The sequence below is a fragment of the Coleofasciculus sp. C1-SOL-03 genome, assembly GCF_040220555.1.
GTDB lineage: Bacteria > Cyanobacteriota > Cyanobacteriia > Cyanobacteriales > Coleofasciculaceae > Coleofasciculus.
The window spans coordinates 1-15,956 of record NZ_JAVJUO010000029.1; the positions used below are offsets into that span (position 1 = coordinate 1).

Annotated in this window: 13 protein-coding genes and 2 pseudogenes; 6 read left to right on the plus strand and 9 right to left on the minus strand. The window is 46.6% G+C overall.

Annotated features, from left to right (window positions below):
- Window positions 1–131: 131 nt before the first annotated feature.
- Window positions 132–437, minus strand: a pseudogene (locus tag RIE73_RS04795) (hypothetical protein); the annotation flags it as partial.
- A gap of 372 nt (window positions 438–809) precedes the next feature.
- On the minus strand, window positions 810–2,231 hold the full coding sequence (locus tag RIE73_RS04800) for an NADP-dependent isocitrate dehydrogenase (RefSeq protein WP_446400110.1): 1,422 nt from the start codon (window positions 2,229–2,231) through the stop codon (window positions 810–812).
- Window positions 2,232–2,955: 724 nt separating this feature from the next.
- Here RIE73_RS04800 and RIE73_RS04805 point away from each other — a divergent pair.
- Complete coding sequence (locus RIE73_RS04805) at window positions 2,956–3,669, plus strand: response regulator transcription factor (protein ID WP_446400111.1); 714 nt, start codon at window positions 2,956–2,958, stop codon at window positions 3,667–3,669.
- A gap of 221 nt (window positions 3,670–3,890) precedes the next feature.
- Here the strand turns inward: RIE73_RS04805 and RIE73_RS04810 are convergent.
- The 4 genes and pseudogenes from RIE73_RS04810 to RIE73_RS04825 all read right to left on the minus strand — a co-directional run.
- Window positions 3,891–4,490 (minus strand): annotated as a pseudogene (locus RIE73_RS04810) (EamA family transporter); the annotation flags it as partial.
- Window positions 4,462–4,635, minus strand: a complete 174-nt coding sequence (locus RIE73_RS04815; protein ID WP_446400112.1) for a hypothetical protein — start codon at window positions 4,633–4,635, stop codon at window positions 4,462–4,464. The pseudogene RIE73_RS04810 and the gene RIE73_RS04815, both read right to left, overlap by 29 nt.
- A gap of 135 nt (window positions 4,636–4,770) precedes the next feature.
- Complete coding sequence (locus RIE73_RS04820) at window positions 4,771–5,157, minus strand: hypothetical protein (protein WP_446400113.1); 387 nt, start codon at window positions 5,155–5,157, stop codon at window positions 4,771–4,773.
- A 71-nt stretch (window positions 5,158–5,228) separates the two neighbouring features.
- The gene (locus RIE73_RS04825; protein ID WP_446400114.1) at window positions 5,229–5,510 is read right to left on the minus strand and encodes a DUF1830 domain-containing protein; all 282 of its coding nucleotides are present in this window, start codon (window positions 5,508–5,510) and stop codon (window positions 5,229–5,231) included.
- A gap of 304 nt (window positions 5,511–5,814) precedes the next feature.
- Between RIE73_RS04825 and RIE73_RS04830 the strand changes: the two genes are divergently transcribed.
- Together RIE73_RS04830 and RIE73_RS04835 are read left to right on the plus strand one after the other, a co-directional pair.
- Entirely contained in the window at window positions 5,815–7,026 is a 1,212-nt protein-coding gene (locus RIE73_RS04830; RefSeq protein ID WP_446400115.1) for a PAS domain-containing protein, read from the plus strand.
- Between the two features lie 553 nt (window positions 7,027–7,579).
- The gene (locus RIE73_RS04835) at window positions 7,580–9,073 is read left to right on the plus strand and encodes a sensor histidine kinase (protein ID WP_446400116.1); all 1,494 of its coding nucleotides are present in this window, start codon (window positions 7,580–7,582) and stop codon (window positions 9,071–9,073) included.
- A 77-nt stretch (window positions 9,074–9,150) separates the two neighbouring features.
- Here RIE73_RS04835 and RIE73_RS04840 read toward each other — a convergent pair whose 3' ends face one another.
- The 3 genes from RIE73_RS04840 to RIE73_RS04850 form a co-directional block, all read right to left on the minus strand.
- Window positions 9,151–9,885, minus strand: a complete 735-nt coding sequence (locus tag RIE73_RS04840; RefSeq protein ID WP_446400117.1) for a PEP-CTERM sorting domain-containing protein — start codon at window positions 9,883–9,885, stop codon at window positions 9,151–9,153.
- A gap of 330 nt (window positions 9,886–10,215) precedes the next feature.
- Entirely contained in the window at window positions 10,216–10,818 is a 603-nt protein-coding gene (locus RIE73_RS04845; RefSeq protein ID WP_446400142.1) for a molybdenum cofactor guanylyltransferase, read from the minus strand.
- A gap of 535 nt (window positions 10,819–11,353) precedes the next feature.
- Window positions 11,354–12,448: a RuBisCO accumulation factor 1 gene (locus tag RIE73_RS04850; protein ID WP_446400118.1), complete on the minus strand. Its 1,095-nt coding sequence runs from the start codon at window positions 12,446–12,448 to the stop codon at window positions 11,354–11,356.
- Between the two features lie 217 nt (window positions 12,449–12,665).
- On the opposite strand from RIE73_RS04850, the gene RIE73_RS04855 reads away from it, so the two are divergent.
- The 3 genes from RIE73_RS04855 to RIE73_RS04865 all read left to right on the plus strand — a co-directional run bounded on the left by RIE73_RS04855 (window position 12,666) and on the right by RIE73_RS04865 (window position 15,941).
- Window positions 12,666–13,607 carry a response regulator gene (locus RIE73_RS04855; RefSeq protein ID WP_446400119.1) on the plus strand — a complete coding sequence of 314 codons (942 nt, stop codon included), beginning with the start codon at window positions 12,666–12,668 and terminating at the stop codon, window positions 13,605–13,607.
- Between the two features lie 135 nt (window positions 13,608–13,742).
- Entirely contained in the window at window positions 13,743–14,444 is a 702-nt protein-coding gene (gene ubiE / locus RIE73_RS04860) for a bifunctional demethylmenaquinone methyltransferase/2-methoxy-6-polyprenyl-1,4-benzoquinol methylase UbiE (RefSeq protein ID WP_446400120.1), read from the plus strand.
- A gap of 261 nt (window positions 14,445–14,705) precedes the next feature.
- A complete protein-coding gene (locus RIE73_RS04865; protein WP_446396846.1) occupies window positions 14,706–15,941 on the plus strand; it encodes a DUF445 domain-containing protein in 1,236 nt (411 codons plus the stop codon).
- The last annotated feature ends 15 nt before the right edge of the window (window positions 15,942–15,956 follow it).

Sequence of the window (15,956 nt, forward strand, 5' to 3'; positions counted from 1 at the left end):
GATATCTACGAGCAAATCTTCCGCACCCCTGATTACTTTGTTTTTGACCGCTTCTAAAAACCTAGACAAACCTACCCACAAGTAATTCTGCCTTGGTATAAGTCCACGGTGTAACTTTTGGTCGATAACCGTTAACGCTTACGCTTGGCTGATACCCGGCATTGTTGCTCGATATCAGCCTTAACCAATGGCTCCCAGTTAGAGACACAGTAGTAATCGTGTCTACGATTAACTACAGAGCATCGACCAATAAAATTATTAAATTGATGTAGAGCGCTCCATACGTGCTTTCTCGGATTCACTCCGAGATAGGCGGACACAGAGCGCGGCAATCTTTCACTCAAATGCATTCCTCTTCTGGCAATTGCCAGAGCCGCTGCCACATCAGAGGATAGTCCATACATCCGACTATATTTAACCAATCCAATCAAACCAGTTATGTCACTAATTGTCTAGATATTTACGGACTGTTAGTTAACCCTGTTTTCCAGCGCGATCGCACCTTCTAAATGTACATCCCAAACATGTAGGGGCGGGTTTAGGAATTAAATTAGGAGACCGATCTCAAATTGGACAACGAAACCCGCCTTGCCCCCAATCTCAAGACTACGATGTTGATAATAGGGCACGGCATTGCCGTGCCCCTACCACAACGGAAGGGATAATTGGGGCAATTATCCCTTGACAGAGGGTTGAAACCATTGCCAGAAAGCCTATTGCCTATTGCCTCTCCCCACCACAAGACTCCCTACAGCAGACCCTAATTGATTGGGTAGGGGCACGATACCATCGTGCCCTGCCTGATAGAGCTAGAAGTGTTTAATAATCGCGTCGGCAAATTCAGAACACTTCAACGGGGACTCAACCCGTGGGGTCATCATCCGGGCTAAGTCGTAGGTGACTTCGCGATTAGAAATAGCACCACCAATTCCCCGTGTAATCCGGTCAGCCGCTTCTTGCCAGCCCATATATTCCAACATCATCACCGCAGATAGAATCAGTGAACCGGGATTAATACGGTCTAAACCCGCGTGCTTGGGTGCTGTGCCGTGGGTGGCTTCAAAAATGGCACAGGTGTCACCAATATTGGCACCGGGTCCCATGCCTAAACCCCCCACTAGGGCAGCCGCCGCGTCGGACAAATAATCCCCGTTCAGGTTCATCGTCGCCAAAATCGAATATTCATCGGGGCGAGTCTGGATTTGTTGGAAAATACTGTCCGCAATCCGGTCATTGACCATGATTTTTTCTTTCCACTGACCATTACCATGGGTGTCCCAGATGGCATTGAGAACGCCTTCGACTTCTGCCCTCGCTTCCGCCCGTTTTTCCGGTGTCAGCGCATCATAACCGGGTTCAACCTTCCGGGCATTCTCTTCGAGGCTGATATCTGGGTTATGTTCTTTATTACTGAGAATCCACGATTCGCGTTCGGTAACACATTGCGCCCGGAATTCTGTGGTCGCGAGTTCATACCCCCAGTCTCGAAACGCACCTTCGGTGTATTTCATAATATTACCCTTATGCACCAAGGTAACCTTTTGCTTGGCTTTGGGTAAGCTTAAGGCGCGTTCAATGGCGCGACGAACCAAACGTTGAGTACCCGTTTTACTGATGGGTTTAATCCCAATCCCTGAGTCAAGGCGAATCTGCTTTGTGCCATGTTCTGGCGTGGCTGGAATCAAATCCTGATTGAGAATAGAAATCAGTTTGTCGGCAATCTCGGAACCCTGACGCCACTCAATTCCCAGGTAGATGTCTTCGGTGTTTTCCCGATAAATAATCAAATCGAGTTTCTCGGGTTCTTTGTGGGGCGAAGGTGTTCCTGGGTAATATTTGCAGGGACGCACGCAGGCATAGAGGTCATTAATTTGGCGTAAAGCGACGTTGAGAGAACGAATACCTCCGCCGATTGGTGTGGTTAACGGTCCCTTAATCGCAACGCCGTATTCTTTAATCGCGGTTAAGGTGTCTTCGGGTAAATATTGATACGTTCCGTACTTGTCGCAGGCTTCATCCCCGGCATAAATTTTAAACCAGGTAATGTTCCGCTTCCCACCATACGCCGTCTGCACCGCTGCATCAATGACCTTTTGGGTGGCGGGCCAGATATCGACCCCTGTGCCGTCTCCCCGAATGAAGGGAATAATCGGATCATCAGGAACGATGGGTTTGCCATCCTTGAAGGTAATGCGAGACCCGGTATCTGGAGGTGTGATTTTTTCGTACATAAAACTCTTTGGCTAAGGTTAAAATCAGCATCACGATTATTGATGCTCCGAAAAAGTTACCAGATCTCTTGGCGGCTGGAAACTTTATTAAGTTTTTTTGCAGATTGTTGTCAAATGAAGACGAAAATGGCAACAGATTGGTAACAAATATAACGGACATTTCATGAGTTACCCATTACTCATTACCCCTGATAAAAGGTGTCACTTCAGTTGCTGACATGCTGATGGAGGAAGCCGGACTTCCCCAGAAAAGGTATCCTATGCTACAAAAAATCGGCTAAAATTTCTCTTTTGCTCCCAGGCGTAGCAGGCTACGTCTCTACATTCCGCCCCTGCTCCCGCTCTTGAGCCGTACAGGTACAAGGTTAGACTCGATAGTCTAGGGTTTAGACACTCGCTGAACTCAACTATTATGCTGGAATAAAGCATCTCTGTTGGCTTATCGTGGTGCAGTCTGTTACTCGATAGAGCGTAGCTCGGCGTCAACCTGACTGTGGGATAGGGTAGCCGATGACAGATGGTTAGTTCATCTGCCTTCTGGCTAGCTTCTGCTCAAGGGTTGTGGCAATACGCTATTGAAGTCGCTAGGCTAATACCAACACTGATTTTTTGTTCCTGATTCCTGCTCCTGCCTGGACGCTTCTTGCCCAAGGAAGGACGTTCTGAGGGGAAGCGTCTCACCACCCTAACCTTCAACCTTTTGACCCATGACTGATGACCAACGATGAAAAAAATTTTAGTGGTTGATGATGATAGAACATTACGCATTACTTTGACACGCGCCCTGGAAAATATAGGATATCAGGTTGAACAGGTGAGTTCTGGGGCAGAGGCTTTGGAGGCTTGTGTCAAAAATCCACCGGACTTGGTGGTGTCTGACGTGATGATGCCAGAGATGGATGGAATTGAATTTTGCCGTCGTCTGCGGGCAACTCCATCTGGTCAACTGATGCCGTTTATTTTTCTATCGGGCAAAGGAGAACTAGAAGACCGGATTCACGGTCACTCCATTGGAGCAGATGACTATTTGATTAAGCCCGTTAATCCCAGAGAATTAGCGGCTAAAATCGAGGCTCAGCTAGAGAGAACCCGTCGCATCCATGCTCTGATTGTTCAGTTAATGCAGCTTAATGCCAGTTCTGCCGTCAAGGATTTAGCGGATCAAGCTAAAACCGCTCAAGCGAATGAGGTTTCAGCTCCTCAGAACGACGAAACGGTTACTCCTACACCTTTACCATTGACACCCGCAGAAGAACGAGTGTTTTGGGAAGTGATTCAAGGATTGACGAATAAACAAATCAGCAATCGCTTGTTTATTAGTCCACGTACTGTTCAAACCCACCTGAGTAGTATTCTCAATAAGTTAAAGGTGGGGAACCGCGCTCAACTTATTCGTTTTGCTTATGAAAATGGATATCAACCGCCGAGTAATGGGTAGAGACTGGGTGTGGGGTGTGGGGTGTAGGGTGTCGGGTGTCGGGTATGGGGGAGCAGGGGGAGATGGGGCGCAATGTAGAGACGTAGCATGCTACGTCTGGGAGCGGGTGACTTCTTTTTACTCTGGAACTCTAAGAAGATGAAACGGAGGGACGCGGCTTTAGCCCGTCCCGCAGTATCCTCTTAGAATCCCCTGCGTTTTTAACCAGGGGAGAAGTCAATAATAATCGTGGACAAGGCTAACGCCACAGCACCACCTGCGGCAAATAATTCCCCGGTGCCAATCTGGAATCTCCCCATATTTACCATATCCGTGGCGGGAGTCTGAAGTAATACAGTCAGAGAAACGCCAATGAACGAAACCACCGCACCCCCTATCACCCACTTATTCACCCGTTCTCCCAGCAAAAGTATCGATAATGCCAGAATCAGGGGCGGTTCAATGCGACCAATTAGCACAACATTATTGACCATTGTTAAGTCTAGTGCCATAAATGTTAAAGCCGGCGCCAATGCCCCAGATAATATTGCCACCCCCGTCAATCCCAGCCAATCTGTCCACGAGAGACGTTTTAAGGATTCAACATTCCACTGCTTGCCATAGATGAAGATGAGGGCGATTAAGGCACAAAGATTTCCTGCAAACAGAACATTACAGAACGAGATGGGATTTCTGCCATCGATTAGATTTTGATCTCCCAAGTTTGTTAACATCCGGATTACCGCATTGGCTGACGCGAAAATCACAATCGCAATCAACAGATAAGCGCGTCCGGGAATTCGATTGAATACATTAGCCGGGTTCGCCATTCGTCTGGACATCAGGTGAAGGGGGACTCCTGGATTGACTCAGCCAAAACTGACATGATTTGGCGTTGGCGACTATTGTATCATCCAACGTTTTCATCGTACTCTTACACTCCAGATCCCCGACTTCTTTGTCGAAATCCTGCTTACCTAAATGCATGGGATTCAGAAGTCCGGGATCTACCGGAACTACCCCCCTTATAACCCAGTCCGCGCAGGCGGACTTTGGCAAGTGTAGCAGCGATTTCAATCGCCGTGGCAAAAGGAGATGATACTGTATCCTGATCTCAAAACCCTAATAGCCAAACCAACGATAGATTTTTTTGTTGGAAGTCATCGCTGCATTAGCAGAACAGTTATCTTCTGACGCCGGGGAATGTAACGTTTTTTTTCTCTGCGTTTCCAGTAGAGCAATAATAGTCTGATGAATCAGTTCTTCGACCATCATTCGCTCTTCCATAGAAGCGTAAAAGCGCCGAGGGTTTTTGGGGAGTTTTTCAGATTCGTACAGGATAGTATAAGATTGATCCGGAATTCGACTTAATACCTGATTAATGAGCTGGTTATATAATTCTGCCTCAGCAAAAGCCTCTTGATAAGGAGTCTCTGGATAAGTTGCCAAGATATCTTTTACTTCTTGAATGACAAGGAGACAGGTTAGATTGATGATTTTCTGCGGCATGATGCTGATCTTCTTGTTGAGGAATAGTGTTTACTGTGCCAATCAAACAGAAAAAATGAATTGCAAAAGAATCAGACTTCGAGTTTTACTAGCAACTTTTGACAATTAACTAGAGAAGAAACGACTTCATCTCCCATAATCTCTAAATTCGATTCGGAGTCAGCTTCAAACAGGAAACGCTCACCGGGAAAAATAACCCGTTGCCAATTGGTATGGGATTGATTCACCAGTCGGATCACTTGGATATAGTTGGTGTGATTGGTATAACAACAGAGACTTTGGCGATTATTAGATATAGTTTGGCTGGGTTTAGCGGCGGAAGTTGTTTGATGAGAAGTGGTTGGTGAATTCATATCTATCTGTAAAGGGCGTCTGAAGTAGCGATGAGTCAGCAGGGAGGTTGGCAATCCTAGCCAGGTAATAGTTGAGCTGGTATGAACCTAGAACCCTGTTCATCCCTCCTGTCAGTTGGAAGGGTGCTGAAATCCTTAACTGTACTGACATCTAGTAGAATATCAATTCCTGCTAGACTCTTACGTCTGTCTAAAGATGGGGACTTATATGAAGTTGCTTTGTTACTGTGAATACAGACGTATTTGGAGGGCAGAATCAATTCATCCTTCCCAAACACTGAATAAGACACTTGAAAATCTATCTATGGGGGAATATTTATCCAGAAAAATGAGCGCTGGGAGGTTTGACAGTGACTTGAAGCGGTTTATGCAGCAACTTGAGGCATTACAAGGACGCTTAGATCGGCTTTACCGCTGTGTCAATACTGCAAACGAAAAATCCCACCTACTACCCTCAGCCTTTAAAGAACTCGGCATGGCTTCAGAAGAACTGCAAGTGGCGATGGAGGAACTTCTAGCACAGGCGGAGGAATCGGCAGCGATGCAAGTAGAATTAGCAGCCGAACGCCAGCGTTATCAACACCTACTCCAGTTTTTGCCCCATGCTTACCTAGAGACGGATACCAAAGGGAAAATTATAGACGCCAATCAAGCCACTGCCAACCTCCTGAATGTATCGCAACAGTTTTTAGTGGGTAAACCCCTAGACATTTTCTTCCCTAAATCTGATCGCCGCAAGTTTCCAGCTAAACTCATCCAGATTCAGCAGCGTAACCTACAACAAGAATGGATCGTTCAGATTCAGCCGCGTCACAGTAAACCCATGGAGGCGGTTTTGACGGTAAGTCCCTACTGTGATTTAGACAATCAGCCGATCAGTTTGCACTGGAGAGTACAGGATATTCGCGATCGCCAGCCCGGTCTGAGGGGAGACAATTATTGTAATAATACCAACCTTTACCAAAATCGCCCTCGGTATATCTATCATAAAGGCGAGACAATTTCTCTCAAACCCCAGATCATTTGGATCGTCTGCCAAGGCGTGATCAAACTGAGTACAGTTAGCGAAAGTGGTGATGAAATAATCGTGGGATTAGTCGGAGAATCCATGCCCTTCAGTTCTAGCATGACCTCTCTACCGATTTACGAAGCCACTGTTGTCTCGGAAGCAGCAGAGTTAATTAGTATTTCTTGCACTGAAATTGCCGCCTCTTCTCAACTATCTCAGAGGCTTTTCCCTCTGCTTAATCAGCGGTTACAACAGACAGATTTTTTATTAGCCATGGCGGGTAAGCGGCAAATAACAGACCGTTTGCACTGTTTCCTAGACTGGTTGAAAGCGAAATTTGGTCAACCGACATCAGATGGGATTCGTTTAACGGTTCGCCTGACGCATCAGGATTTTGCGAACGCCTGTTGCACCACTAGAGTAACGATTACTCGACTGTTCAATCAGTTACAGCAGCAAGGGAAGATTGCCTTTGACGCGCAGCGCCATTTGGTATTGAGAGATTGAGAGATTAAATTGTCCATCTAGACTTAAGCCCTCAACTAAAGTTGGGGCTAAAAGCTAAAACCCGTTGAAACGGGTTCAAAGAGTTAAACTAAAATTGTGGAATAGATTTTATAGCACTACGCACACACGTTAGGACAAAATAAGAAAAATTTAAATCGCTCAATCCCTTGTCAGGTAAGTGTTTTTCTTCACTATTGCCCATTGCCTCTTGCAAGAAAGCCTAGCGCGTAGTGCTATACCATTGAATCGGGCGCACGCCATGCGCCCCTACAGTTTCGGGGCATAATTCTAATTCATCAAATAAGGTTTGCCACGCCACTACTGGACTGACACCGCTAAAATTGTGGAATAGATTTTACCATTGAATTGGGCGCAAGTCTTTGCGCCCCTACGGTTTCGGGGCGTGATTTTAATTCATCAAATTGGGTGTGCTACGCCACTACTTACAGCGCTGAATTCTGTAATAAAGTACAGTAGATCAAAGTCCCCCTTTTTAAGGGGGATTTAGGGGGATCGAAAATGTACCGCATAGCAGAGCAAACTGCTGTATACAATGTTTCAAGCTACTCGCCGCCGTCTGGCACTTTGGTATACAACGGTTACGGCTGTCTTATTATTACTATTCGCGACAGGGGTTTATTTATATGTCCGCAGCACCTTAATCGAACGAGTGGACGATACCTTAAAGCATGTGGTAGAAGTTGTCGATCGCTCTCTAGTGATTCAGCCCAGTGAGGGGACGGTTACTCCCTATCAGATTAACGTAGAAGCCAGTTTTCGCGACAATACCGAAGCGGTGGAAGATGACCACATTGACTTAGAATGGTTTAGTCCCACAGGTGAGTTACTCTGGTCAACCCTATCAGAACCCCTGGATATTCCCCTGCATCCCCGACAAACAGCGGAAACTGTCCATTTATCCCCGGATCACCTGCTGCGTCAGTTTACCAAGCGAGTCGAACTGGGACGATATGTTTTAGGCTATTTACGGGTGAGTCATCCCTGGTTTGAAGTTACCAAACCTATCCGCCAGTTAATCGTCGATTTAACGGTGGGAACAACGCTAATGATTCTCTCCACCGCCGCGATTGGTTGGTTACTCTCCGAACTCGCGATGAAACCCGTGCGCGATTCCTATCAACGGTTAAAACAGTTTACTGCTGATGCTTCCCACGAGTTAAGAAATCCCATCGCCACGATTCAAACTAATGTGCAAGTGGCGCTAGCTGATCCAGAGATGGAACCGCAATGGCAACGCCACCAACTGAAGGTAGTGGAACGATTAACTCAGCGCTTGGGACGATTGGTGAATGATTTGCTCTTTTTGGCGCGGGTTGATAGTGGTATGGTACAACCCGAATGGCAACCTGTCCCCTTGGATGCGTTGCTGATGGAAGTGATTGAAGAACAACAATTAATTGCTGATCAAAAGGGTATTTTTCTGTCGCTGCATTTGCCAGAAACCCCTGATTTTGATAGAGACGACAACGATACGAGGGCTGAATTATCTGTTGATTCTACCGTTCGTAGTGAGCGCTTTAGCGCTTCCCAGCCCCCCCTACAACCCTTAGACGACGAGGTGTTTACCATTCTGGGCGACTGGAATCAGTTAGCGCGTTTATTTACCAATCTTGTCAGTAATGCGGTGCAATATACGCCACCGAAAACAGACAAAGACGAGGAAGGATGGGTGCAGGTGAAACTCGAATTGGTCAATCGTTCCAGTAAAGGTGGACGACAAGGTTCTTCCTGGATTCAAGTTCAAGTTCGCGACAATGGTATTGGGATTCCTGAAACCGCATTACCCCTGATATTTGATCGCTTCTACCGTATCGATCCTGCCAGAACTAAGGATGCGGCGGCAGGTTCTGGATTAGGGTTAGCGATCGCTAAAGCTATTGTAGACAATCATCATGGTCAGATTCACATAGACAGCACACTGAATCAAGGCACTACAGTGACGGTTAGTTTACCCATCAGTCAGCTTGATTCCCCCAAACGACTGTATGTAAGTAGTCGGACAAAAGAAAACGGTACTGTATTATGAGAAACCGGGTTTCTCGTGAGGATGACAACGAAATATTAAGCTTTCACCCAAAGAAACCCGGTTTCTTGACCGATGTCCTAACGTTTCGGCTGACTTTTTGCCTGCTTTTTGTCATACTCTTTTTTCAGGACTGTCCAAAATCCCAGGGCTATAGTTGAACCTAAAAGGGTAAGCGGTTCAGGGACAGTCGCCACAATAGAAGTTGCCATAAAATCAAAATTTTCTTCTCCTCGAATTGCCAAGGAAATAGCATCAACCTGGGTCAAATCAATTGCTGCAACATTATCAAACTCATTGAACTTGAAGACAACAGAGGTAGGATTCAAACTAGGAGATAGAGTTCTGGTTAGACTGGCAGTACCGTTATTATCCATCACCGAAAGAGTTAAGACAGCTTCCAAATCAGCACTGAGTACATTAAAACGAAAGAATTTATTGATTCCTCCTCCGGTTACATCTAGACTCAAACCATTTTCATCCTCTCCATGCCAGGTAATCAGTGTCTCACTCTTAACGCCTGTATCATTGCTAATCGTCAGAATTCCAGGTTCAGTCGGTAAAGGTAGTACGGCTACTTCGGCATTTAGCCAACTGGGGGAAGGATTTTCTAATATTGTTAATCGGATATCGCGTTTTCCCCTAACGATTGGATTAGCGGAATGAATCGTTGAATTAAACGTTGTATCACTAGCCGCCGAGACCCGTTGAAACCCATCTTCAAAAGAGTCAATTGTAATCGTGGCAGCTTTAGCCTCACCTGCACTCAAGGCTAACGCCCCGATAATAACACTGGCAAATAAATATCTTTTCATGTCCTTTTCTATTTTTTAGTGACACAGCCTCTTGTTTTGCTTGCGTATCAGCATAGTCCACTAAAAAAAGCTACGGCAACCTATTTTAAAAAGTTCCGTATAAACACGCAGTTAAGGATTAATGAAATAAGTCGTGTACTGAGGTGAAGAGAACAGAACCAAGAAAAAGGGAAACAGTAGGAAGTTGAGGGTACTTGAGCTTTATGAGTACAGCAGAAAAATTGATATGTAGATACTTAGTGGGTAGTTTTGATATCAACTCAATACGTATAAATACTGAATACCATATCGCAGTCGCTGCGACCCTTATCTCAGACAGCCCGACAGAGGCTAATTGATCACTTTCAAATCTTCTGGGGTATTACAGTTAAATAAAATCTGGCGATCGCGAACTGGAAGTTCCTGGACAGGGTGCTGTGCCAGCCATTTTTGAAAGGAGCGTCCTCCCTGATTAATATAATCGATTAATTGGGGTAAGCATTGGCGTCGGTAAAAACCACACAGGGGTTCCCATCCTTTGGGACTTCGGGGAAGTACAGCCATTACCTCTTTGGGAGTATTTGTCAACTGACTACCCCAATTTTGCAAAACCTCAACTTGAAGTTGGGGTAAGTCACAGGCGAGTAAAAGCACCCAATCCCGTTTCACTTGAGTTAATCCTTGAGCAAATGCGACCAACGGACCATGGGATTGAGCCTCTCCTAGCAGCAACATCTCTTGGATAAGATGACAATTTTTCGGTAAAATATCTCGATATCGTTCGGGCCAAGGGGTGATGACGAACACTTCACGAGTACATTTAAGGGCAATGGTACAAACCTGTCTCAGTAACGGCATACCTTGAATAGGAATCAAGGCTTTGTCCTGACCCATGCGAGAACTTTGTCCGCCCGCTAAAACCATCGCTGAGAAAGAAACATGGGAATCCGTCAGCACAGCAGACAGTTCATCTGCTAAATGCAGCCGTCCTCGCCGTACCGCCCGCAGTAGGCGATCGATAACGCATTTCTCGTCTGTACTGAGATCTTCGCCTAAAATCGCTGCCATCAGTCCATAGCGGTCAGCTTTCGTCATGTAACCAGAACTGGTCGCTTGTGCAAAGAGTTCCGAGAGAGCGCCCGGAAGAAGAATAGGTGATTGCATAGACAGCTACCGCACAACATCGCTCAAGTCAAGTTATGTTAATTTTCCTCAAATTTTACAAATAGAAAGTGATAACCCTCCGACGGCTTAGTGATACCGATCACTTTTAGGGGAAGATGGGGGAGCAATGTAGAGACGTGCCATGGCACGTCTGGGAGCAGGGGGAGGGAAGATGGGGAAGATGGGGAAGATGGGAGAAGATGAGTAAGTTAACTCAAAACTCTACCTTACCTGCTTAACTATTGCCTATGACACACCGAGCGAAGCCGAGGTGTTGCCTATTGCCTATTACCTATTGCCTATTCCCTGACAAATGACAAATAACCTACTCATCAATTTGCCATAGATCCCGACTCAACGGTTCATCGAGAATTTTCTTGGGACGCAACACCAGAATTAGCTGTCCCAGTAACGGTATATCGGGTTGTTCCGAAAACCACTGGATCGCTAATGTTCCCGATTGATCAACCATATAATAATTATCGGCATTCCACTCTGGTGTTTTTCGGTCAACAATCAGCAACACCGTTTCTGATTTTTCATTCTCTTGTTTGGGAAGCTGAGTAATATTACCCAAAATTGCCACAGGCTCTTGTGCCTTTGCCACGATTTGCCAACCGGGAATGGCGACAATCTGTTGCTGATGGGTAGAATCGACAATCTGAAACGCCCCCTTTGTCTTCACCGCCTCCACTTGCTGGAACTCAGCAGTCGTTACCGGAAACTCACCCACCACTGGGATCAGTCGCGGTAATTGTTCACTCGCTTCCACGCGATAGAAGGGCAAACGGGGCGCTCGACGGCGTTTCCCTGCAAAAGGTTCTGTGAGTAACTGCTCAATTTCTTCTCGCGACGATTGGCTATGAGCAAACATTAACCCTCGTGCGACTAACCGCGATCGCTCTTGTAAATTCTGCTGTTGTTGGGCAAGTTTCCAGTATTGGTACGCCACAGCATCACCTGGATGATCCGAAAATCCTTCCGGTAGGGTACGGCGACGCGACAATTCTTTCATCGCTTTTGCCACCTCACGGGCACCATCCGCATCCAGATTTCTGGCAACAATAAACTCAGCGGCGGCGGCTCGTTCCGGTTGGGTGAGAATCCGCAACTCATAGAGGATATCACTCCCCGTCCGATCAAAGCGCGATCGCACGGCTTCCGACACGCCCACTTTGACTAACGTTTCATAGACCTGAGATGCTACAATGACTTGATTCTGTTGAATTGGCTCAAACCCCGTTTGTTCAAAAACGGCTTGGGAACTATAGCCAGCACTTTGGAGTTGTTGACACGCTTGTCCCCACTCCACCCAGTTACTTTCTTTGCGCCTGAGCAACTGAATTAGTGCATCAGCATCTACTGTCTCTGAGTGAGCTTGAGGATTAGGGTGAGGATTTCCAGGTGATATTTCCGTCATAATGGGAAGAAAAGCTTGCCGTATTTTTTGAGTGATCAGATGTCTCAAATTTCTCGTGATTAAATAGTAATAGATTTAAGCAAAAACTCGCTAGGGTTAGATAAAAAGCTTAAGGTTAAGACAGTTTACATCTATTGGGCAACAGGACAGACCAAAATAGCCTTCCCCTTGTGGCTCGCCAGTTCAAACTTACTCGCTTGGAGTTTGTTGTAGTGTTATGGACAAGGTGAACCCTAATTTTGATACTATCACTCGTCAGTTCATGAGTTTGGAGCGATCGCAAAAACCGAAAATGCTTGTGGTAGATGATGAACCCGATAACCTGGATCTCCTCTACCGCACCTTCCGGCGTCAGTTTAACGTATTCAGAGCCGAAAGTGGCGCTCAAGCCCTCTCTATCCTTTCCAATGAAGGAGAAGTCGCCGTGATTATTTCTGATCAGCGGATGCCAGAAATGAAAGGGACGGAGTTTTTGAGCAAAACTGTCCCCGAGTTTCCGGATACCATGCGGATTATCTTAACCGGGTTTACGGATGTGGAAGACTTAGTCGAAGCGATTAACGCCGGACAAGTCTATCGCTATATTACCAAGCCCTGGGACCCAAACGAACTCAAAACCGTTGTGGATCGGGCAGTTCAAACCTACGAACTCCTGAAGCAACGCACCGAAGAATTGCAGCGAGCCCATGCTCAAATGGCGCTCATGGAAACCTTGGTGCAAGTGGCGCAAGATTCAGACAGCCTAGAAACTAGCTTGCCTCAAATCGCCAAAATATTTAGTGACAGCTTTGGCACAGATACCTGTATCCTGCAAGTAGTAGAAGGCGATCATTTGATAGATGTAAAAGGTAAATACAGCCAAGATGAATCCCTTGTCAACCCCCTAGACTCTGATCCTCTCTTGCCAGACGCGATCGCGAATCATCAACTACAAGTCTGGATTAACGCCCCCGGTGCAACTCCCCAAGATGCCACAGAGTATTACCAGAAAATTGGCATAAAAGCCCACCTGCTGATTCCAATTGTCCACCGCAGCGAACTCCTAGCTCTACTCTCCCTCCAATGGCAACAACAGGCGCGTAAACTGAGTGAAGATGAGCTAAAACTGATTCACCTATCCGCCCAGCAGGTTGGTTTAGCGATCGCAACCAGTCGCTGAGGGTTGAATCTGTAGGGGCGGGTTTAGGGATTTCTGTGGCGCGGTTGATGATAACGTTTATTCAAAACCCGCCCTCATCTCCCCCAGCTTCCCCTGTTCCCTGTTCCCCGTTCCCTGTTCCCCGTTCCCTAACCAATGACACATGACCCCTCAGAAATTCGCCATTTATTTGACCGCATCGCCCCCGTTTACGACCAACTCAACCAGTGGTTAAGTTTAGGTCAACATCGGATCTGGAAAAAGATGGCGGTGAAGTGGTGCGATTTAGAGCCAGGTGAGATTGGTTTAGATTTATGCTGCGGGAGTGGTGATTTAGCCGAACTGCTCGCCCGAGACGTAGGCACAACGGGTCAAGTGTACGGAGTTGACTTTTCGCCTCGGCTACTCGCGATCGCAAAAGCCAGGGCAACTTATCATTATCCCCCCTTAACCCTTCACTGGATTGAAGCCGATGCTCTCGATTTACCCTTCCAGGATAATTTTTTCCACGGTGCCACCATGGGGTATGGTTTGCGGAATGTTACCGATATTCCCGGTTGTTTGCGAGAACTGTACCGAGTCCTCAAACCGGGGGCAAAGGCGGCTATCCTAGACTTTCATCGTCCTCAACACCCAGCCCTACGTCAGTTTCAGCAATGGTATCTCGACACAATTGTCGTACCCCGTGCCAAATCCTTGGGCTTAGAGGAAGAATATGCCTACATCACTCCCAGCTTAGAGCGATTCCCCACCGGAAAACAGCAGGTTGAACTGGCTCACCAGGCTGGATTTAGCCACGCCACGCACTATCCCATCGCTGGGGGAATGATGGGCGTTTTGGTCGTCCGGAAACCGTAGCGTCTTGACGGAGTGGGTAAACGACTTGAGGAATTGACAGGGTGTAGGGGTGTCGGGTGTCGGGTGTGGGGGTGTCGGGTGTCGTTTAGCTTTTTTACAAAATAGCGAAGGTGAAAGCCCTCGAGATTTATCCGAGGGATGAAACGCCCCTTGAACCGTAGAGCCTACAATGGGGATCAGGGATTGGGGATTATAAAACGCCCAAGTCAACCCTTTCCACCAATCCTTGCTTGTCCATTCTGTATTACGTCGGTTGCTGTTTTGAATTTATCGAACCTGTGGCTGCTATTCTTACCTCCAATCGCGGGGGGAATTATTGGCTATTTCACTAATGATTTAGCCATTAAAATGCTATTCCGTCCCTACCGCCCCATTTACATTGGCAAGCGGCGGTTACCGTTTACACCCGGTTTAATTCCCGATAACCAGGAACGCTTAGCGAAACGGGTATCCGATACCATCATGGGTTCTTTGTTAACCCCGTCGGAGATGCAACGACTAGCACGGCGTCTACTGCATCGGGAACGGGTGCGTGGGGCAATTCTGTGGATGCTCAATCTGACGTTGCAACAAGTCCAGTTAGATAAGGAACAGAAAACAGCGAAGATTCTTGCGGCTATTCTCCACGACTTATTAGGAGAATCATTGCCCCGTTTACTCAAAGTTTTAGCCCGTCGCGAGGATTTTTTAGAAGCCCAGCTTAACCAAATTTTTGATCAAATTTTGCTGGAGTTTCAACTGAATGAGCAACAAGCGCAACAGCTTTCCCAGTGGATTCTGCAAGTGGCATTACCGCCTGATGTGCTGCGTCAAGGGATTATTGATTTTTTAACCGATCGCAATATCCAAATCATTGATGAAGGGTTTCGCGAGAAGACAAGTGGCACCTATTGGATTGTCGCCAATTTATTTGGACTACGCAATACGCTAACCCGTTTGCGAACCTATTGCTTAGATGAGAAAGAGGAAAGCAATGCGCGTCTGCAAGAATTATTGACCGCCTTGGGTGCCCGTGAACGGTTACAGTTATGGCTGCAAACTCTATCCCTACAAAATTTGCCCGTGTCTACGGTGCGACAGTTACGCAAAACTATGCGGGATGCGGTTCGCACGTATATCCGAGAGCAGGGCGGTGAATTTTTGCAAGGTTTAAGTCAATCCATTGATTGGGAAAAGGTCGCGGTATTAATCTTAAACCGATTGCGAGAGTCGGCAATTATGAGCAGCTCAATGGAATTAATTAGTCAAGAATTGGCATTAATTTTGGAGCGTTATCTGGAAGAAGATTTAGAAAAACTGGTGACGCAGGTTATTCCCATTTTATCGATCGATCAGCTTATTGTAGAGCGGGTAAGAGGTACATCACCAGAATCCTTAGAAGTTGCCGTTAAAGTGATTGTCAAAAATGAATTGCAAGCGATTGTTAATTTAGGCGGGATTTTGGGTGTAGTGATCGGTTTATTTCAGACTGGGTTAATCCTATTTCGGGGATTTTGAGTTGGGGAAAGCGGG

Excerpts from the sequence above, each read along its gene's own strand:
- RIE73_RS04855 (WP_446400119.1), top strand. The coding sequence starts at position 12,666 with ATGGACAAGGTGAACCCTAATTTTGATACTATCACTCGTCAGTTCATG.
- RIE73_RS04850 (WP_446400118.1), bottom strand. The coding sequence starts at position 12,448 with ATGACGGAAATATCACCTGGAAATCCTCACCCTAATCCTCAAGCTCAC.
- RIE73_RS04825 (WP_446400114.1), bottom strand. The coding sequence starts at position 5,510 with ATGAATTCACCAACCACTTCTCATCAAACAACTTCCGCCGCTAAACCC.
- ubiE (WP_446400120.1), top strand. The coding sequence starts at position 13,743 with ATGACACATGACCCCTCAGAAATTCGCCATTTATTTGACCGCATCGCC.
- RIE73_RS04805 (WP_446400111.1), top strand. The coding sequence starts at position 2,956 with ATGAAAAAAATTTTAGTGGTTGATGATGATAGAACATTACGCATTACT.
- RIE73_RS04815 (WP_446400112.1), bottom strand. The coding sequence starts at position 4,635 with ATGCATTTAGGTAAGCAGGATTTCGACAAAGAAGTCGGGGATCTGGAG.
- RIE73_RS04800 (WP_446400110.1), bottom strand. The coding sequence starts at position 2,231 with ATGTACGAAAAAATCACACCTCCAGATACCGGGTCTCGCATTACCTTC.
- RIE73_RS04830 (WP_446400115.1), top strand. The coding sequence starts at position 5,815 with ATGGGGGAATATTTATCCAGAAAAATGAGCGCTGGGAGGTTTGACAGT.
- RIE73_RS04835 (WP_446400116.1), top strand. The coding sequence starts at position 7,580 with ATGTTTCAAGCTACTCGCCGCCGTCTGGCACTTTGGTATACAACGGTT.
- RIE73_RS04820 (WP_446400113.1), bottom strand. The coding sequence starts at position 5,157 with ATGCCGCAGAAAATCATCAATCTAACCTGTCTCCTTGTCATTCAAGAA.
- RIE73_RS04840 (WP_446400117.1), bottom strand. The coding sequence starts at position 9,885 with ATGAAAAGATATTTATTTGCCAGTGTTATTATCGGGGCGTTAGCCTTG.